The sequence below is a fragment of the Macrococcus capreoli genome, from assembly GCF_025628935.1.
GTDB classification, from domain to species: Bacteria; Bacillota; Bacilli; order Staphylococcales; family Staphylococcaceae; genus Macrococcoides; species Macrococcoides capreoli.
Genome location: NZ_JAOTIS010000004.1, coordinates 18,832 through 38,974, shown reverse-complemented (window position 1 = coordinate 38,974; position 20,143 = coordinate 18,832). Strand labels below are relative to the sequence as shown.

At 34.2% G+C, this 20,143-nt stretch carries 20 protein-coding genes, 3 pseudogenes and 1 riboswitch; of the genes and pseudogenes, 7 read left to right on the top strand and 16 right to left on the bottom strand.

Annotated features, from left to right (window positions below; genetic code table 11):
• Nucleotides 1–15: 15 nt before the first annotated feature.
• A complete protein-coding gene (locus OCL94_RS04055; protein ID WP_317618540.1) occupies nt 16–588 on the top strand; it encodes a metal ABC transporter solute-binding protein, Zn/Mn family in 573 nt (190 codons plus the stop codon).
• Nucleotides 589–611: 23 nt separating this feature from the next.
• Here the strand turns inward: OCL94_RS04055 and OCL94_RS04050 are convergent, their stop codons facing one another.
• Nucleotides 612–1,082 (bottom strand): GNAT family N-acetyltransferase, encoded by a 471-nt coding sequence (locus OCL94_RS04050; protein ID WP_262994857.1) that lies wholly within the window; start codon nt 1,080–1,082, stop codon nt 612–614.
• A 131-nt stretch (nt 1,083–1,213) separates the two neighbouring features.
• Nucleotides 1,214–1,309: riboswitch (SAM riboswitch) on the top strand.
• Between the two features lie 82 nt (nt 1,310–1,391).
• Between OCL94_RS04050 and OCL94_RS04045 the strand changes: the two genes are divergently transcribed.
• A complete protein-coding gene (locus OCL94_RS04045) occupies nt 1,392–2,252 on the top strand; it encodes a homoserine O-succinyltransferase (RefSeq protein WP_262994855.1) in 861 nt (286 codons plus the stop codon).
• Between the two features lie 59 nt (nt 2,253–2,311).
• Here OCL94_RS04045 and OCL94_RS04040 read toward each other — a convergent pair whose 3' ends face one another.
• The gene (locus OCL94_RS04040) at nt 2,312–3,661 is read right to left on the bottom strand and encodes a sensor histidine kinase (RefSeq protein ID WP_262994853.1); all 1,350 of its coding nucleotides are present in this window, start codon (nt 3,659–3,661) and stop codon (nt 2,312–2,314) included.
• Nucleotides 3,654–4,325, bottom strand: a complete 672-nt coding sequence (locus OCL94_RS04035; RefSeq protein WP_262994851.1) for a response regulator transcription factor — start codon at nt 4,323–4,325, stop codon at nt 3,654–3,656. The genes OCL94_RS04040 and OCL94_RS04035 overlap by 8 nt, the downstream gene beginning before the upstream one ends.
• A gap of 78 nt (nt 4,326–4,403) precedes the next feature.
• Between OCL94_RS04035 and OCL94_RS04030 the strand changes: the two genes are divergently transcribed.
• Together OCL94_RS04030 and OCL94_RS04025 are read left to right on the top strand one after the other, a co-directional pair.
• Entirely contained in the window at nt 4,404–5,432 is a 1,029-nt protein-coding gene (locus tag OCL94_RS04030) for an ABC transporter permease (protein WP_262994849.1), read from the top strand.
• A 1-nt stretch (nt 5,433) separates the two neighbouring features.
• On the top strand, nt 5,434–6,105 hold the full coding sequence (locus tag OCL94_RS04025; RefSeq protein WP_262994846.1) for an ABC transporter ATP-binding protein: 672 nt from the start codon (nt 5,434–5,436) through the stop codon (nt 6,103–6,105).
• Between the two features lie 63 nt (nt 6,106–6,168).
• Here the strand turns inward: OCL94_RS04025 and OCL94_RS04020 are convergent, their stop codons facing one another.
• Nucleotides 6,169–7,311, bottom strand: coding sequence for an MFS transporter (locus OCL94_RS04020; RefSeq protein ID WP_262994844.1), 1,143 nt, complete (start codon nt 7,309–7,311; stop codon nt 6,169–6,171).
• 113 nt (nt 7,312–7,424) lie between these two features.
• On the bottom strand, nt 7,425–8,132 hold the full coding sequence (locus tag OCL94_RS04015) for a DNA alkylation repair protein (RefSeq protein WP_262995113.1): 708 nt from the start codon (nt 8,130–8,132) through the stop codon (nt 7,425–7,427).
• A 217-nt stretch (nt 8,133–8,349) separates the two neighbouring features.
• Here OCL94_RS04015 and OCL94_RS04010 point away from each other — a divergent pair, with 217 nt between their 5' ends.
• The 3 genes and pseudogenes from OCL94_RS04010 to OCL94_RS13280 form a co-directional block, all read left to right on the top strand.
• Nucleotides 8,350–9,243, top strand: coding sequence for a TIGR01777 family oxidoreductase (locus OCL94_RS04010; RefSeq protein WP_262994842.1), 894 nt, complete (start codon nt 8,350–8,352; stop codon nt 9,241–9,243).
• Nucleotides 9,233–9,607: a YbgA family protein gene (locus OCL94_RS04005; RefSeq protein ID WP_262994840.1), complete on the top strand. Its 375-nt coding sequence runs from the start codon at nt 9,233–9,235 to the stop codon at nt 9,605–9,607. The genes OCL94_RS04010 and OCL94_RS04005 overlap by 11 nt, the downstream gene beginning before the upstream one ends.
• A gap of 62 nt (nt 9,608–9,669) precedes the next feature.
• Nucleotides 9,670–9,792 (top strand): annotated as a pseudogene (locus tag OCL94_RS13280) (hypothetical protein); the annotation flags it as partial.
• A gap of 30 nt (nt 9,793–9,822) precedes the next feature.
• Here the strand turns inward: OCL94_RS13280 and OCL94_RS04000 are convergent.
• The 11 genes and pseudogenes from OCL94_RS04000 to OCL94_RS03945 all read right to left on the bottom strand — a co-directional run.
• A complete protein-coding gene (locus tag OCL94_RS04000) occupies nt 9,823–10,515 on the bottom strand; it encodes an ABC transporter permease (protein WP_262994838.1) in 693 nt (230 codons plus the stop codon).
• Between the two features lies 1 nt (nt 10,516).
• Nucleotides 10,517–11,356, bottom strand: a complete 840-nt coding sequence (locus tag OCL94_RS03995) for an ABC transporter ATP-binding protein (protein WP_262994836.1) — start codon at nt 11,354–11,356, stop codon at nt 10,517–10,519.
• A gap of 82 nt (nt 11,357–11,438) precedes the next feature.
• Nucleotides 11,439–12,473, bottom strand: a complete 1,035-nt coding sequence (locus OCL94_RS03990; RefSeq protein WP_262994834.1) for a LytTR family DNA-binding domain-containing protein — start codon at nt 12,471–12,473, stop codon at nt 11,439–11,441.
• Between the two features lie 165 nt (nt 12,474–12,638).
• Nucleotides 12,639–13,532, bottom strand: a complete 894-nt coding sequence (gene sdaAA, locus OCL94_RS03985) for an L-serine ammonia-lyase, iron-sulfur-dependent, subunit alpha (RefSeq protein ID WP_262994832.1) — start codon at nt 13,530–13,532, stop codon at nt 12,639–12,641.
• 24 nt (nt 13,533–13,556) lie between these two features.
• A complete protein-coding gene (gene sdaAB, locus OCL94_RS03980; RefSeq protein WP_262994830.1) occupies nt 13,557–14,234 on the bottom strand; it encodes an L-serine ammonia-lyase, iron-sulfur-dependent subunit beta in 678 nt (225 codons plus the stop codon).
• A gap of 492 nt (nt 14,235–14,726) precedes the next feature.
• Nucleotides 14,727–16,106 (bottom strand): amino acid permease, encoded by a 1,380-nt coding sequence (locus OCL94_RS03975; protein WP_262994828.1) that lies wholly within the window; start codon nt 16,104–16,106, stop codon nt 14,727–14,729.
• Nucleotides 16,107–16,306: 200 nt separating this feature from the next.
• Nucleotides 16,307–16,600 (bottom strand): HesB/YadR/YfhF family protein, encoded by a 294-nt coding sequence (locus OCL94_RS03970; RefSeq protein ID WP_262994826.1) that lies wholly within the window; start codon nt 16,598–16,600, stop codon nt 16,307–16,309.
• Nucleotides 16,601–16,680: 80 nt separating this feature from the next.
• A pseudogene (locus OCL94_RS13275) lies at nt 16,681–18,298 on the bottom strand (peptide ABC transporter substrate-binding protein).
• Nucleotides 18,299–18,317: 19 nt separating this feature from the next.
• The gene (locus OCL94_RS03955) at nt 18,318–19,202 is read right to left on the bottom strand and encodes an ABC transporter ATP-binding protein (protein WP_262994822.1); all 885 of its coding nucleotides are present in this window, start codon (nt 19,200–19,202) and stop codon (nt 18,318–18,320) included.
• Nucleotides 19,189–19,500, bottom strand: coding sequence for an oligopeptide/dipeptide ABC transporter ATP-binding protein (locus tag OCL94_RS03950; RefSeq protein ID WP_262995109.1), 312 nt, complete (start codon nt 19,498–19,500; stop codon nt 19,189–19,191). Before OCL94_RS03950 ends, OCL94_RS03955 begins: the two co-directional genes overlap by 14 nt.
• A 39-nt stretch (nt 19,501–19,539) precedes the next feature.
• Nucleotides 19,540–20,124 (bottom strand): annotated as a pseudogene (locus tag OCL94_RS03945) (ABC transporter ATP-binding protein); the annotation flags it as partial.
• Between the last annotated feature and the right edge of the window lie 19 nt (nt 20,125–20,143).

The following is a 20,143-nucleotide window of genomic DNA, read 5'->3' as shown; positions in this document are numbered from 1 at the left end:
TAATGTTGAAATGATATGACTGAGCCGCAAATGATCTTTGCAGCTCAGTCATCCTTGTTTTCGTGCTCGAGTGAGCTGCAAACCTACCTTCCGGCTCAGTCACTCCTAATTGTTCACAACATCTCAAATGCCATACAGCAAGCGGATAAATCACACGCTAAACAATATCAAAAAAATACGCTTTCCTATACAGACCAACTTAGAGCTTTGAATGAAAAATATAAAGATAAGTTTAAAGATATCGAGCAATCAAAGCGACATTTAATTACGAGTGAAGGTGCTTTTAAATACTTTGCACGTGATTACGATATTCATCATGCATATATTTGGGAAATCAATACGGATAAACAAGGGACACCAGAACAAATGAAGCAGGCAGTAGATTATGTAAAGAAAAACAATGTTAAATCATTATTCGTTGAAACGAGTATTGATCAAAGAAGTATGAAATCATTAAGCGAAACTACACACGTCCCTATTCACGGTGATGTGTATACAGACTCGATTGGTAAGAAGGGCACAGATGGAGACAGCTATTATAAAATGATGGAACACAATATTAAAGTCATACATGATGGTATGAAATAAAAAAAGGATCGCAGATTTATATTCTAATCTGCGATCTTTTTTGTCATACAATATGCTGGATAGCGTTCACCTTCAATACGTTTACCTTGAATAAATCCTTGCTTTATATACATCTCTCTAGCACTATCATTCGGCACATCAACAAGTAACGTAATATATTCAATATGCGGAAAATATGTCTTTAAAAAATTCGGTAATGCAGTCAAAGCTTGTGTCGCATAACCTTTGCGTAAATATCTACAATCTGTTGAAAAAGATCTCACATAAATACTATTTGGCACATCAAATTCATGTTCAAATTCACTATGTTCATGTAGCACGAAAAATACAACCGGATTGCCTTCTTCATTTATACCGAATATAGCTGTGCGGTTTTGATCCACTTTTGCTATTTTAATATTTTCATCAGGACTTTTAACAAACTTCAGCTGGGATTCAGTTAACTCAAATTGAGTTAATAAACCTGGCGCTTGTGAATATTGTACGAGTTTCATTGCCTATCTCCCCTAATTTAATATAACTTATTATAAACTAAATATTGTCCCTAATAAATTAATACACCAAATTTATTTGACAATTCAAAAATCTTGTTTTAGAATATTCCATAATAATTACAACTCAATATCACTTATCCAGAGCGGTGGAGGGACTGGCCCTACGAAACCCAGCAACCTATTCAGTTAGGTGCTAATTCCAGCAGGTATCACCTGAAAGATGAGCATATGTGTCTACTTCTTTGAGGTAGGCTTATTTTTTTGCTCCTCTCAATTATTTTCAACACAAAATATTAGGAGGATTTATTTATGACAAACCACAATACTTTTGAAACAATACAGTCCACTACATTACCTTTCAAAGATGACCATCCACCTCGAATTTTAATCGTTAATCTCATGCCTAATCAATTTGAGACAGAATTACAGTTCAAACGTCAATTGAATGAAGCTACAATTGATTTCTTATATTTAAAAACGCATCAAACCAGCCCATCCAAAAGGCAATATGTCACACGACACTATATTTCTTTTGATGAAGCAAAACTTAATCAATATGATGGGTTAATCGTTACAGGCGCTCCAGTAGAACATTTGCCTTTCAATGCTGTTTATTATTACGATGAATTAAAATCCATACTCGAATGGTCAAAGCGACAGCATCATAAGCGCTTATTCATTTGCTGGGGGGCACAGTTCGCGCTGCATATAGAATATCAGCTTGAGAAGCAGCCTTTTAACAATCGTCAAAAATTATTTGGTGTATATGAATATGATGTATTAGAAAAACATTATTTAACGCAAGGCTTTCATACGTATCACGTGCCGCAATCTCGATATACATATGTTGATATACAGCATATTAAACAGAAAACAGATTTATCGATACTAAGCTCACATCCTATTTATGGCGTGGATTTGTTAGTTTCTAAAGATAATCAAGATGTATATATTAACGGCCATTTAGAGTATGCATCAAATACGTTACATACAGAATATATTCGCGATTGCCAAAAAGGCATCAACATTCATTTACCTGAACATTACTATACACACAATAACTCAAATAACTTAGTTATCCCAAGATGGCAAAACTTTGCGTCTCATTTCTTTAAACGTTGGATTTCATCTTTGCAACAACGAAACGTTGAGCAAATATACTATAAATAAAACTTGTATAAATTTGTGTGAGCAACACAATATCTGTGCTGCTCACCTCAATTATTTTTTCAAAGCGTTATACTAATCGTCGTTCCTTCTCCTAATGCACTCTCTATCGCAATATCAAATTGATGTACATCAAGAATCACTTTAACAATCGCCATTCCTAATCCATTTGATGTGACATTATCTTCATGGACATTCGATTTATAAAATCGTTCAAAAACCATCTGCTTTGTTTCCTCAGACATTCCGTAACCTTGATCCTGGATTACAAAAATTTTCTTTTGTTCTTCTTCTTTCAAATCAATATGAATATCACTATCATTTGGGCTATATTTAATTGCATTTGACAACAAGTTCGTGATCATTTGATAACATAAGTCACGTTCACCTTTCACCATGACATCTTCTAATTTCGTCGTTAAGAAGATATCTTTTTGATTAATGGCGTACATATTATCTCTAACCACTTCCTGAATCAGAAGTTTAAAGTTAAATTCCTGTTTCGTTAACGATATTTTATTCTGTTCAATTGACGCGAGTAATAGCAATTGTTTCGTCAAACCACTAAGACGTGTTGATTGATGTTCAATTTGATTGAGTAAACTTAAATCTTTCGTTTCTTTCAATTGCTTAATTTGTCCTAATAAATTCGTGATTGGCGATTGAATTTCATGACTGACATTCGCCACGAAACGTTTATTAACCTCTTCATGTTGCTTAATCTTATTACTCATATTATTCATTTCCTGGGCAAGCACCCCAATCTCATCATAACGCTTTACATCCGTCTGATAACCGCTTTGTTCTCCTATACGTTGTGCCGCTTCTTTCAGTTTAATAACTGGATGAACGATGTATTTAGAGGAAATAAACACAAACAAGATTGAGAACAATATCGTTAATAATAACAATACTGCTAAAAATGAACGAAACTCGCGCATACTCTCCCCGACATCCGGACGAATAAATACTTTGTAATCCTGATGATTTATTCGCATTACAGTACCTACTGTATTACGAGATTCATTATCAAAGAAACCCGTGATGAATAAATTGAAAGGTCGTTCTTTAATGCCGTGATATACTTCTGATTGATTCATATTTACTGCATTTAACTTAAGGTTGTCCACTCTAAAATTCGTACCGTAGCTTCGTTTCTGATGCTGCGGATCAAATACTATCACCTGAAAGTTTAAATGGGCTAACTGGTTAAAGAAATCATCCGGCGAAATATTGGGATGTTTTTCTATATAATCTTTCTGTGAGATTAATACTTTCGTAAGTCGTTCATCATTTTGCGCTTTTAATGTTGTATGATAATAAATATTTGAAATCACAAATGCAATGACTGCACTCACGAACATCACATGTAACGTTGCAACGATAAACCTTGAAGATAACTGTTTAAACATGTTGCACCTTGTATCCGACACCACGAACAGTCACAATTTCAATTTGTGCATCATATGTTTCCAATCGCTTTCTAATGCGTTTAATATGCACATCTACAGTACGTTCATCTCCTTCGAAATCAAGCCCCCAAATCGTATCAATGAGTTGCGCACGCGTTGCAATATTAGGATAATGTTTGATTAAGAAATATAACAGTTCGAACTCTTTACGAGGTAAATATAACGTGTCTTGACCAATATTCACCTCATATGTTTGTTGATTAAGCTCTAAATTACCAAATTGTATTGCTGAAATATCTTTGTTATAACGTTTTAAGATTGCATTTGTTCTAAATAATAATTCCTCAAATACAAAAGGCTTCGTTAAGTAATCATCACTACCCGCTTCGAAAGCAACACGTTTATCTCCTAAAGCATCGCGCGCCGTCAGCATAATCACTGGTATTTCATAACTCTCTTTAATCGTTTCACATAACTCAAAGCCATTCATACCCGGCATCATTATATCTACAACACATAAATCAATATTATTTTCTTCAAGTAAATACAACGCATGTTCACCATTTTTCGCTGCCAGCACATCGAAATGATGTTTTTGAAAGCCACTGACCACTTCATTTCTAATACTTTGTTCGTCATCCACGATTAGAATTTTATTTTTCATATTTTTCTCCTTAGTTCATATTCTGTTCATATTACAGTTCTAATATTGAGCTATCAACAAAACAGAAGGGTGATTAAAATGAATTTAGCACTAAAAGAAATGACTTACTACAAATTGAAATATGCATTGGTTGCAGCCATCATATTTCTTCTCGCATTTCTCGTATTATTTGTATCAAGTTTAGCACAAGGTTTAGGAAAAGATAATATTTCATTCATCGAACATATGAACGGCAAGTATTTCGTCGTTTCAGAAGATGCCGATAACAACTTACTCAATGCACCACTTCATCCAGATGACGTGAAAGTATTAAAGAACAATCAAATTCCACTCGTTCAAATGCAGCCGATTAAAGTGCAAAATAACGATAAGTTCTTACTGACAACAATATCAAACATTCATGCCTTACCGAAAAACGGTGAGATAGCTTTAGATTTGCATATGAGTAAAAACTATAAAGTGAATGATCAATTAAATGTAGTAGACAATAAAGAAGCATTAAAGATTGCACAATTTGATAAGTATCAAATGTATTCTCATATGTCAGTCGGACTTGTAAATCAAGATACTTATCAAAAGATAGTGCCTCAAAACGCGATTAATACAGCAATTCTAACTGAAGATATGTTAAAAGATGAAGTTAAAGTCAAAGATTTAAAAGCACAGTTAAAGCATTCAAAAATCATTACACCTGAAGATGCCATGAAAGCGATTCCGAGTTACGAAGCTGAACAAATGCCACTGAATTTAATGGTATTCTTCTTATTCTTAATTTCAGCGATTGTGATCACAGTGTTCTTCTATATCATCACGATTCAGAAGACAACGGAATACGGTATATTAAAAGCGATTGGTACAAGTCATAAAAAACTGATTGTTAAGTTAATCCAGGAAGTATTCATAATTGTAATGCTGAGTGTTGGGTTAGCGATTGCTGTCATTATGGCAATCAACAATTTCTTACCACCGACAATGCCGTTCTATTTAAATACAAACCTTATCTTTATATTAGCAGGACTATTCTTATTTGTAGCCTTTATCGGCGTGCTATTATCTATTATTAAAGTACTTAAAATTGATCCTATTGAAGCAATTGGAGGAGAATAACATGATACAAGTTACAGATTTAACAAAAACATTCAAACAAGGTGATACGGAAGTTACAGTATTAAATAACATCAATTTAGAAGTTAAACCTGGAGAAGTCGTATGTCTATACGGTCCTTCAGGGTCAGGAAAAAGTACGCTTCTTACAATTATTGGAGCATTATTGAAGCCAACAAGTGGTGATGTACGTATTAATAACCAATCCATTACTGCTTTAAATCAGCAACAACTGACGCAACTCCGTCTAAGTGAAATCGGCTTTATCTTTCAAGCCTCTCACTTAGTACCATTCTTAAAAGTAAAAGAACAATTAATGCATGTTGCTTTAGAAAATCAAATGGACAAAAAACAAGCTTCAGAGCGTGCTGAAACATTATTAAGTACATTCGGCCTATCTCATAGAACAAAACAATATCCGAAAAGTTTATCAGGTGGCGAAAAACAACGTGTAGCAATTGCACGTGCTTTTATGAATAAACCATCATTAATATTAGCAGATGAACCGACAGCTAGTCTTGACTTCGAACGTGCAGTTCAAGTCATTGAGGCGATTCAGGAGCGTGTCAAAGCGCAGCAAAGTGCATGTATCATCATTACACATGATGACCGTATCTTTAAATATGCAGATCACTTATATCGTTTAGAAGGTGGAAAAATGGTAAAAGAAAGATAGAAAAAACGAGTCGAAAAATAAAACTTCGACTCGTTTTTTCAGTTATCATCCAATTAACGCATACTATTGATGCGAAACCTTAAAAGAATATACTATTGAACATAACGCACCTACAATAAACACGCTACCGACACACATTAAAATTTCATAAGGTAAATGTTGCGCAATGATAAATCCTCCGATTGCTGCACCTAATGCCATTCCAAATTGAGTAGACGATGTACTAAACGTTTGATTGAAGCCTGCATTATGATTCGAAATTTGAATTAAACGCATTTGAGTCGGTGCATTCATTGACCATCCGACAAGTCCAAATAATATTACATTAATGCTTAACGTCCAAAAGTTAAATTGAGTAACTGTAAACATTAACATAACAACAATATAAATACTGAGTAAAGTAATCAACGACTGTTTGACGCCAAGCTTCTCTACAAGAATGCTACCTAAACCACTACCGATAATACCACTTACGCCAAACAGTAAATATAGGAAACTGATTGTACTCGCATTCATCCCAAGTGTACTGAGATAAGGTGTTAAATACATATAAAATGTACTTTGACCAACGAAGAATAAGAACGATTGCATATGAGTGAATAATATTCTATGATCTTTTAACGCCCCCCACTGACTAAAGAATGAAACTGACGTCTTTCCAGGAAGGTTCGGAAAATAAACAACAATAAAAATTAATATAATAACTGATAACACAGCTGCAAACAGAAAAATCATTTGCCATCCGAAATGTTCTGTAATTAATATACCGAGTGGTATACCTAGGACAAGCGAGCTACTTATACTCATCATAATGACACTGATCGCTTTCGTCTGGAAGCTTTTCGATACAACTTCCACACACATCGATAACCCCAATCCTATTAGCATCGATACACATACTGCGAGAATAATTCTTGAAGCAAGAAGCATGATGAAATTCACACTTAAAGCACTCATTAAGTTTCCTAAAATAAACAATACAATAAAACCCATTAATAATGGTTTCCTATTCATACTAGCAGTAGCTGACATAATAATTGGTCCTGCTATGGCAAAACATAATGCAAAGATTGTGATAAGATTACCGGCAACAGGAATAGAAACATCATAGTCACGTGCAATATAAGGTAATATGCCTGATACAACTAGTTCTGTAAGACCTGCGATGAAGGTTAACATCGCGAGTAATAATAAATTTTTATTCATCAATACCTCCAAAAAAATAGCACCTTCCGAATGGAAGGCGCTGCAAGTTTGCAAACAAAATTAATTGTCACCTATTACGTATAATTATATCGAATTATCATCAATTGTAAACATTAACAACGAACATATTTACGTTTGAAACCAATTCTATCTTTCTCGATTGCTTTTTCAATTGTTTCTAACGGTTTGACTTCAACAGGTGGTTTATTCTCACGATTAAACGGGACTGCACCAACAGATTTCGCAACGGCTGTTGCCTTGTCGTGTAAGTCGACGTAAGAAATAGCAACGCATTGTATGAAATTACCGATGCCTACTTTTGTTCTATCTGGTACTGTGTGAATTTCTTGTTCAGCGCGATCTAACATAGCACTTAATTTATCCGTATCGAAAGCGTCATCTTTCTTGTGGCCTAATAACCAGCTATAACAATTCCAGCCTGCACTCATCTTAAGATCTTCTCCAGAATCAATCCATTTATCTGCTACTTGTTGTGCGATATCCGCTTCAGATAACGTTACCGCAACAACGTAATCAGATAACATATAGAAGTATGCGCCGTCAATCCAACGTTCATAATCCGCTTCTGTCATTGCGTTCGGATCTGCGATTACACCTGCAAAGTACATCGCATCATAATTCCCTGTCGCATACAATTGATCTGCTAATGCCTGATTCTTCTTAATCACTTTACGCATTGGTTTCATCGCACCCGTTGCTACACCAAATAAAGGTTCTTTTGCTCCATTGCCCATATACATCTTTTTCATACGCTCTTTGCCTAATGATTCAAGTTCAACCATTACCTCTTCGAATGTCATTGTCATTTCTTCAATCCCCTTATATCTCAGTAGTGTCATACTTATTACACTTATTATACTAGTTACGAATGAGAGAAACTAATCATTAGTACATGGATAAACGTATATCCTTATATTAAAACTTTAAAATATAAAATCCAGATTAATCAAATTAAATGAATAAAGACAATCAAACCTTTATAATAGAATGAAATTCCAATTAACATGGAGGTTGTTTATGAAGATTCTAATTACAGGTGGTACAGGACTTGTAGGAACAGCTTTAACTCAAAAGATTCAAGCAACATATGTTAATGCCCAGATTTACATTACAACGAGAAATGAAAAACAAAATATAGATAATATCAACTACATCAACTGGTCTGAAGATGACTGGTACAAATCAATTCCTCAATTAGATTTAGTTATCAATTTAGCTGGAGCATCACTGAATAACAGATGGACAGCACAACATAAAGACACAATTATACAAAGCCGTATCAATAGTACTGAAAAACTCATTCCTTTATTCAAATTACAAACTAAGAAACCATTTTTTATTTCAGCAAGTGCAGTAGGTTACTATCCACCATCTCAGTCATTAACATATGACGAAAATGATACATTTCAACCTTTCGACTTCCTATCAAAGACCGTATATTTATGGGAGAATGCAGCAAATAAAATTACGCAACTTGGAGTGCCAACTGCAATTTGTAGGTTCGGGGTGATATTTTCAAATCAAGGTGGTGCATTACCTTTAATGATAAAACCTTATCAGTTGATGGTTGGCGGGAAAATTGGACATGGCAATCAACCTTATAGCTGGATTCATATTCATGATTTAGTCGAAAGCATCTTATACTTACATCAACATAAAGCAACTGGAGTGTTTAATTTAACAGCTCCCCATCCTGTGACACAAAATCAACTTGGAAAAACAATTGCTGCTGTTATTAACAGACCACACTGGACTATAACGCCTGCCAAAGTAATGGTTTTAATATTAGGTGACCAATCCATTATGGTAACGCATGGGCAACGCGTATTACCTACAAACTTATTACAACAGAATTACACTTTTAAGCACCCTACAATTAAATCGGCACTGGAAGCGCTATATGGTCAATAAAAAGGGAAAGAAAGCTGTTGAATCATTATGGAAAAAAGAAAAATATAAAGTAATGTATTATAATCAGAACCAGTATAATACTATACGACAACTCATGCGTGAATCACTGGATGATTTGTCAACATTAGAAGCAATCATTAATGAGACATATCAAATGACACCTACAAAAGGCTCTAAAATAAATAGTTATCAGCATATGTGGGGATACTTTAAGAAAATTGCTACAACAGAAGAAAAAGAAACATATCAAAAATATATCAGTACATTTGAACATCATGAACAAGATTTACACGAACTTCTCAAAGCACTTTCATTAAAATACGATATGACATACTTAAAAAACAGCAGCATCTTATTTGATTAATGCAGATGCTACTGTTTTCATTAATTGATATTAAATTGTACCTTTAAACGTTCGACGTCCGTGAAGTTTTTGAATATGATGATAATCATATTGAACAAGCCATCAACATCCCTTTATCTGTGTTAGGAGAAAATACTGACCAATTCAATCGGAATCAACACAAGATGATTATTGATATGATATAGAAAACGAGAGCCGACATCGACTCTCGTTTTTTAGTCTATAGCGTTTTTCTTGAAAAGGAATGCTGTGACTATTATACATGCAATTAGCCATACCCCAATAATCATTAAATGTTTGAAATCCCCTGTTTCAGCTAATCTTAAATGCTGCACCATCGGCGTATACTCATTAGCTTTCATAAGTACAGAATCTTTATCAAACCCCATGTTGATATAATTCGGTGACATCGCAAAGATAAATAAGATAGGTAATGAATATAAACTCGTTTGTGAAACTGTTTTAATAATTAATCCCACCATAACACCTAAAAACAAGAAAAATATCGTTAGTAATATAATACTCAATGCCGTTTTCCAATCAGATACCGGATTATACTTTAACAATGAACAACTTGCTATTACAGAAATGATTAACATCAAGAGCACAACTAAACTTTTTCCGAATATAATATCTAACATTGAAGCAGGTGAATTCATTAAACCACGCAATGTATGCTTTTCATTTTCTTCTGCCATCATCGTCATCATACCTATTGTAACTACCCCAACAAAACACATACCTAATATTGTCGCACCTATACTCGGTTTAAATTGTTCAGGCATAGGTGAAGCAGTGAATAACACAGCCATTAATATCGGCAAAATCGGCATCGTCAGTAACATCATATTTCTCATAAATTCTTTAAAATCTTTTTCAGCAATTGCCATTACTCTATTCATATTCATCTTAAACAAGCTCCTTTCCAGTCATTTTTATAAAAACTTCACCAAGTGTTGGTTCATTCGTATAGATGCGCTTTACTTGCTTTGTATTAAGTAGCTCAGTAATTTGCTCGACATCTTCTTTATACACTCTTTTCTTAGATAAATCATTCATTTCTACGGTAATCGTTTGATCTGAATGTTGATAGCGTAAATTATCCGGTGTATCGAGTGCAATAAGTTTTCCATTATTGATGAGCGCAATACGATCACATAAACTTTCTGCTTCATCCATATCATGTGTTGTTAAGAAGATTGTTGTCCCATTTTCTTTTAATTTTAATAAACCTTTATGAATATGTCTTGTCGTATTAGGATCGAGCGCGGATGTTGGTTCATCTAAGAATATCAGCTTTGGTTGATGTAATAACGCTTTCGCCAACAGTATTCTTTGACGCATTCCTTTTGATAACTTCTTAACGACTGTTTTCTTTTCATTTTCTAATTGTACAAATGCAAGCACTTCATTGATTCTATTTAATGGTTGTTTATAAAGTCCTGCAAACATCTTTAAATTATCAAATACAGTTAGCCTTTCATAAAGTGCGCTGTTATCTGAAAGAATACCTATTTGCTCTCTGTACTCTGCTGTTTGAAGTGCTTTATCTTTATATTGAAAGACTTGAATGTTTCCGTCTGATATAGATGTTTCTCCTGTCAGCATTTTAATCGTTGTTGTTTTTCCAGAACCACTTGGGCCGAGCAACCCAAATATCTCACCTTGGTTAATGTTTAAAGATAAATGATCAACTGCTTTTTTACTGTCGTACATCTTCACTACATCATTTATTTGTATTAATGTCATAAAAATAAGCCTCCAATCAATTTGTTATCCAAATTGTATTAGAGACTAATAATCCTCACTATAAAATGTACGTTAAATGTACTTAATTTTCCGTGAACTGTACCATTTGATTGTTGAAAAACCCCTGCATTTCTTTCACTTTCGTTCGTGATAAAGGGACAAACGTATTTTCTAACCCATCAAATTTAATTGAATATGAATTTTTAGACCACGTAATCATTTCAGTCACTTTTTGAAGATTAATAATGTAAGATCGATGACATCGATAGAAACCATAAACTTTTAATTTTTCTTCCAACTCACTTAAAGTATAATCCGCTTTAAATGATGCATTGTTTAAATAAATATTAACTTTACCATCTGCTCCTTCAATATAATCGATATCTTCCGGATTAATGAATAACGTCTTATCTTCTGACTTTACTGATATTCTAAATACATTATTTCTCGTGAGCTGTCGATTTATTTCTCGGGAAATATTATTATGATTTTCATTTAATAAACTGACATTTGGTTCACCGCTGGTTAAATCATTCATTGTATTCGTTGCGTCAGTATTGATAGCTTGCGTAACTGATAATGTTTCATCAGGCGCTTCAGCATGTATTTCAAGTAGCTTCATCTGTTCTTTCTTAACTTGATACACTTCATTAGAAAGCAATAGTGCATGATCGATATAAGATAATAGTTGCAATACTTTATGGTGTTCGTTAAATAAAGGGATTACATTTAGAATGCAGTCAATGGTTTCAACCTTTAAATTATGTAATATATTTTTAAATACAACGATGTCTTTATCTTGTAAGTATGCTACTGCAACTTTGAGTAACACATATTGATCATAATCTAATTTCTTAATTTTAATATGTTGTGCGTCTAACAAACCAAATTGCTTTAATATACGATGAATATCTTCCATATGATTAAACCATTTCATATAAAACTTTAACTGTTCTTTAACGGATAAACGTTCATGAAACGGCGTAGAGAAGTCTTCTATCCAAGCATCTTTATGCGCAAAATACGAAATGATGTCATGCTGTTGATTCGTATTCGCGACGACACAGCAATGAGAAGATAACTTCAGTGCATTTAAACTGTCAACTAAATTTGTCACATCCACACCACCCATATTTAATGTCATAATATATTCATATTACCATAGAATAATAAACAATATACAACCGAAAAAGCCTGCTCAATGATTGCAATTGGCAGGCTATTTTCACTATAAAGCAATTTAAAACTTAATATGGAAATGTAATATTTAATTTCAATTTAACTATATATTCGCTGTTGGACGTGGTCCGAAGATTCTAGCTTTCATTTCCTGTCCTGCAGGTGTACCTGCTAAACCACCGATACCTGTTTCACGTAATGCGCTTGGTAACCCACGACCCACATGATCCATCGCTTCAATAACCTGATCCGCTGGAATCTTACATTCAATGCCCGCTAGCGCTAAGTCAGCAGCGATTAAAGCATTTCCAGCACCGATTGTATTTCTCATGACACATGGAATTTCTACTAATCCCGCTACTGGATCACATACAAGACCTAATAAATTACCTAACGCATGCGCAATTGCATGAGATGACTGTTGAGGTGTACCGCCTTTAATCGCAACAGCCGCAGCCGCAGCAATCGCAGAAGCACTACCAACTTCAGCCTGACATCCACCTACCGCACCTGCTACAGATGCATTATTTGCAATGACCATTCCTAATAACGCTGTTGTAAATAGAAATTCTATTTCCTGTTCTTCAGTTAAATTCAATTTATCTTCTAAAGAGAATAATACCCCTGGAATCGTTCCTGATGATCCTGCTGTCGGTGTAGCACAAATAAGCCCCATCGCTGCATTCACTTCATTCGTTGCAATCGCATATTGCAACGCTTTAGAAACGTCCGGTCCTGTTAAAGGTTCATTGTTCTCACGATACTTTCTCATTCTTACTGCATCCTGACCTGTTAAACCCGTAACAGACTTAACACCCTCACCTGTAGAACCTAATATAACAGCGTCTTTCATTACTTTTAAGTTTTTACGCATCTTATCTATAACCGCTTCACGCGTCATATTAGATGACGCAATTTCCATTTCTATCATTAATTCCGCAATGGATTTCCCTGTTTCTGTTGCAGTATCTACAACTTCTTTGATTGAATTATACACGTTATCCCCTCCTATTTCTTGTCTTTAAATAATATTTGTAATATCGATTGATTTATATTCTTCTCTGATTGATGCTAATAACTCTGGCGTAATCGGACTTAACAAATGTAATGCTACAATTGTTTTTCCGTCTTTTTGAGATTTAATCTCTTCGTTCACTTTTAAACCACGTTCAATTAATGTCGCAATACATTGGTTAAATTCTCTGATTGATTCTTCTCCATATAACACTAATATCGGTAACGTATGATTCATTAATGCACATGCACCATTTACATGAATACTTCTTAATTTAATCGTACCGCCACCAATAGAGTTACCACATACTTCTACGTGTTTGCCATCTTTATCGAGTCTAACCACTGCAGTATTTGGGTGTTCTCCAACGTTATCGCCATTTTCTTCAATAAATTCAATTGGAATACCTTTTCCTTCTGCAATTTGAATAGACGTTTTAACACGTGGATCCTCTGTTGAAAAGTCTAAAATACCTGCAATAATTGCTAAATCTGTACCATGACCTGCATGTGTTTCAGCAAAAGATTCATAATATGAAATTGAAATTTTGTCAGGTTCTGCACCTAATACTTGTCTTGCAGCTGAACCGATTCTAACTGCTCCAGCCGTATGTGAGCTGGATGGACCAATCATGATAGGTCCAATTATGTCAAATGCACTTTTGTAGTCTGCTGTTCTTGCCACTTTAATTCCCCCAATGCTTATATTTTCTCTTAATTGAATGTTTGTCGTCTTCGTCCCGTTTGTTTAGCGTTACCCTACTTATTAGTTTAACCGTGTTTTGAATGATTAAACGTTGTTGTATTACAGTTTAGAAAGTACACGTTTTTTATACATGAATATGAAGCACTATATAATAAATTTTTATATAAAACCATTAATAACAATTGTTAAACAACAACCCGTGTGTAGACTGAAAAACAAATATATCTACACTCGTTTTTGTTATATCAATATAATTTAAAACTGTATATTCGGTAAACACATACTACTTTCTTATGTTATTTTAACGTAAATACAGCTTTTAATAAAGGGTTTTCAAAACATTTAAATAAGTTTATACGTTAACATGTTTAAATTTTTTTCTGATAATTTTAAAGAATGCCAATAGATGATAAATTTACGCAAAAAAAAAAAAAATAACCAGAGTTCCCTCTGGCTATTTTAGCTTGCAATTTATTTTTTTAAATCAAGTTTGTTGTATCCTCTAACAAAGTACATAATACCCATAAATGCTAAGAAGACGATACCAATAATCACTGAAACACGTGTCTCAGCATTAATTAACATTCCGATTAATACCATTACTAAGAAACCGATTGTAATATAGTTTGTAAATGGTGCATAAGGCATTTTAAATGGATGGCTTTCTAATAAATCCGGTCTTTGTTTTCTAAATTGTAAGTGACTGAATAAAATCATGAACCAAGGAATCATACCTGGCAAGATTGACGCACTATACACATATACGAAGATATTTTCTGAACCATCAATAAACATTGGTAATACAACGTTTAAAATAACACCGATAAAGATACCAATAGAAATAGCTAATACAGCAAATACAGGCACACCATTTTTCATAACTTTTGCAAATGCTTTTGGCATTTTACCTTCATTTGCTAATGTATAAATCATACGACTTGAACTAAAAATACCTGAGTTACATCCTGACATTGCTGCTGTAACAACTACGAAGTTAATTAATCCAGCGGCTGCTGTAATACCAACTTTTGCAAATGTTGCAACGAATGGGCTACCTACGTTACCTAATTGGTCCCATGGGTAAACTGTTACGATAACAAAGATTGCGCCAATGTAGAAAATTAATATACGCCAAATGATACCATTCACTGCTTTAACGACGTTCTTCTGTGGATCTTTCGTTTCACCAGCTGTAATACCGATTAATTCAACACCTTGATATGAACCGACTACCATTGATAATGCAAAGAAGAAACCTACAATACCATTCGGGAAAAATCCGCCGTGTTTCGTTAAATTACTGAACCCAACCGGATGTCCATTATTCCCAAATCCAAATAAGATAATACCTGCTCCTGCTACGATCATTAATACGATTGTAACGATTTTAATCATTGCAAACCAGAATTCAAATTCACCAAATGCTTTTACAGAAATCATATTCGCTGCTGCTAATGTGAAAATTACGATTACCCCTGGAATCCATCCTGGTAATTCCGGCCACCAATATTGCATATACTGACCAACTGCGATTACTTCACTCATCCCAACGACTACCCACTGGAATATGTTAGCCCATGCTGTAATGTAGCCAAATACTGGATGTAAATATGTTGAAGCATATTCAGCGAATGACCCAGTTGTCGGGAATAAGTACACTAATTCTCCCATTGCACGCATTACTAAGAATAAGAATAACCCTGCTACTAAATACGCTAAGATTGCTGATGGCCCTGTCCATTTAATCGTACTCGAAGCACCCATAAATAAACCTACACCAATTGTACCGCCCAGTGCGATCATCTGGACTTGTCTTGAACTAAGACCCCTTTTTAAATGATTGTCTTCCATTTTTCTATCCCCTTTTATTTTAAAATGTTATATACATTCTTTACTATTCTGAAATTATACTATAATTTCAGAAAATTAAAAGCATTATTTTTAAAGTTTAGAGGAACGCAAATAGGGCGCAAGGGAAAACCCTTACACCCACGTGCTTTAACGCTTTAAACTTTTTAAAAGAAATTATTTTTAAATAAAGTATACATCGATTATTTTTTATAATCGTATGCCACTTCTTGTAATTTTTCATCGTATTCAATATATAAATCATAATCTTTAAAGAACCATTCATCTGTCTCATTAACGTAGAAAATAATACCATCTACTTCTAATTTCGCAATAGCTTTCTCATGATCCGGGTCAACAGTAAAAGCTAACGAATGACTTTCCTGAATCTTGCTTGCACCGTAAATCTTAGCGAAGAATTTTACACTATCACCTGATTTCAACTCAACTTCATCTTTAAACCATTGCAATGCTTTATCTGAAATATAAATATTCATATAAACCTCCATCATATTAGACTTGATATCGAAATTATAGCATCTGTCCTCTATGAAAGTCCTTATTCAAGATTATGCAGTTACTTAACAACTTTTTCTGCAAACACAAATTCAGGTCGTGATAATGCATCTGTCTTGATACCTTTGACATTTGATTTAATTAATGAGTTTGTATAGCCAAAGTTAATTGGGATAATCGGTAATTCGTCCATCAGAATTGCTTCCGCTTCAGCTAGTAATTGATATCTCTTCTTATCATCTTGTTCTTTTAGTGACGCTTCTAACAATTCATCATATTTTTTATTCTTCCAGTTCGTAAAGTTACTAGAACTCTTACTTTCGTATAATGCTAACATTGGATATGGATCTAAGAAATCACCATTCCAACCCATACGTGCAATTTGGAAATCTTTCTGTTTAAATGTATCGATATATGTCTTCCATTCTTGCGTTTCAATTGCAATGTCTACATCTAAATTTTGCTTTAACATTTCTTGTACCACTTCAGCAGACTTTTTGTTAATACCTTCTCCGTTTGTCTTTAATGTAATTTTAGGGAGTTTATCTAATCCTTCTTCTTTTAACCCTTCTCTTAATAATGCTTTCGCTTTTTTGGCATCAAATTTGTAATATTGCTGTGTATATTCTGTATAATCTTTACCAGTACTATCTTTAGCGCCTGGCGATACATATCCATAAGCTGGTTTCTGACCACCTTTTAATACATTCTCAACAAATGATTTTCTGTCGATAGCATAGCTTAAAGCTTGTCTAATTTTTTTTATTATTTACTGGTTTTTCATTTATGTTAAATGAATATGTTCCGACTGAGAAATTTTCATAACTTTTTAACTCTTTACTACCTTTCACTTGTTTTAACACATCTGCGCCAACCCCTGGTAATAAATCAAGCTCACCATTTTTATACAATTGATATTCTGTATTCGTATCTGCTACCATTTTAAAATGAACGCTAGGTAACTTTACTTTATCCGCTAAATGACTCTTGTCGTTCTTCTTAAGATTAATATGATCATTATGTTTCCATTCTTCCACTACAAATGGTCCATTGGTTACAAGTGTACTTGCTTCTGCTGACCATTTTTTATTTTTTTCTACTACGTTTTTATTTACTGGGTAATAAGCAGCACCTGTAATAATTTTAGGGAAGAAATCGATTGGGTTCTTTAATCCTACTTGTAATGTCTTATCATCAACTGCTTTAATTTTTACATCCTCTACCTTACCTTTATTCGTATTATATGCTTCAGCACCTTCAATAAAGTATAAAGCGGATGGACTATAAGCTGCTGTTTTAGGATCTAATACACGTTTCCATGAATACTCAAAGTCTTTCGCAGTAAGTGCATCGCCATTTGACCATTTCAATCCATCTTTAAGTTTAAAAGTATATGTTTTCTTATCATCTGAAATTCTCACACTTTCAGCCGCATCTAGTTCAGGCTTTCCATTTTCCCCTTTACGATACAAACCACTATAAATGCTATCGATAACCCACCATGATGTTGTATCAGAAGCAAAAGCTGGATCTAGCGTATAAGGTTCCCCACTTAAATTTAAGTTCAACGATTTACTTTGTGAAAGTTTTGATGATTTGTCACCAGAACCTGATTTATTTCCACCACAAGCAGTTAATACTAATGTAAATACTAATAATAAAGTTAATAATCTTTTCATCTTGTTTCCTCCAATATATTTAATGTATTGCGATATAATGATTATCCTTTACTTCCGCGTATCCTGTCACTTCACCGTATGTTGGTCTTTCACGACTCACTTCCTGTGTAAGGCCTTTCCGTTCACCAGGGTGGTCAACTGGACTGGATTGTATTAAACGGTTTGTATACGGATGTTGTGGATTGTGAAGTACAGCAGTACTATCTCCGTATTCAAGTATTGCACCATCATATAATACGATTGTGCGATCACAAATATATTTCACAACGTTTAAGTCGTGACCTATAAATATGATTGTTAAATTCTTTTTGATTTTTAATGACTTTAATAAATTAATTATTTGTGCTTGAATCGATACATCTAATGCGGATATCGGTTCATCTGCAACAATGATTCTCGGCTTTACTGCAAGACATCTTGCAATTCCGACACGTTGCTTTTGTCCACCTGATAATTCAACCGGATATCGTTCTTTAAAATTTTCAGGTAAGCCGACATCATTCAATAAACTTGTGACGTAGGCATCCAGATTATCGACTTTCATATCAAATCCTTTAATACCTTCCAGGATGATGTCTTTAACGGTTTTCCTTGGATTTAAAGAAGAATCCGGGTCTTGAAAGATCATTTGAACAGCTTGTCGATACCTTTTAAGTGCGCTTTTATTGAATGTACGAATGCTTTCACCTTCAAATAAAATATCTCCATTTTGAAAATCCTCTAATTTAGTAATGAGCTTCGCTATCGTTGATTTACCGCTTCCGCTTTCACCGACAATGCCTAATATTTCATTTTCATAGAGTGAAAAGTTGATGTCTTTCAACACTTTAGGCGCTGTTTTATGTTTATTTTGATATAGCTTATCTACATGTTGAAATTCAAGTATCGTTTTAACCATGGACATCACCTTTCTCCCTTTCAGGGGCATGCAGCCAGCAAGCTACTTTTTGTGATTGAATGCGATATTCAGGTGGAAATTGCGTATTACAAATCTTCATAGCAAAGTCACATCGATTTACAAATGGACATCCTCCCTCTTTTTCTTCTGGTGTTGGAGGAGTGCCTTCAATATTGTACAATCTTTCATCTTTATTCGTATCTTTTTTTATTAAAGATGCAAGTAACCCTTTCGTATACGGATGTTGTGGATGATTGAAGATGTCGTGCACTGTTCCAATTTCAACAAGCTTTCCTGCATACATAATGCCCACTCTATCTGCAATCTCAGCAACAACACCTAAGTCGTGTGTAATAATGAGTACTGAACCATTACGCTTCGTTTTATGATTGTGGAGTAAATGCAATATTTGTTTCTGTGTTGTTACATCTAAAGCAGTCGTCGGTTCATCGGCAATAATCAGCTCTGGATTTTGTGCCATCGCCATTGCAATAAGCACGCGTTGTCTCATCCCTCCACTTAATTCATGAGGATATTGCTTTAACCTTGTTTCAGGTAATGTGATATCAACATCTTTTAGCAGTTGAATAGCACGTTCTTTCGCTGCTGTTAATGTAGCCTTCTCTTTAATCGTAAATATTTCAGTTAATTGTTTACCTATCGTTAAAGTTGGATTTAAAGATGTCATAGGATCTTAAAACACCATACCGATATGATTGCCACGAATTTTCTCCCAATCTTTTCTTTTACTTTGTTTTAAATTCCATGACGACATTTGAATATTTTCAGCTGTCATATTTAATCCGGGTGATAACATGCCGGTAACTGCCTGCACGGTAATACTTTTTCCGCTGCCACTTTCACCGACAAGTGCAAATATCTCCCCTTCATTCACATCGAATGAAATGTTGTCGATGATATTGAGCATTTTCTTACGTTTCTTTCGA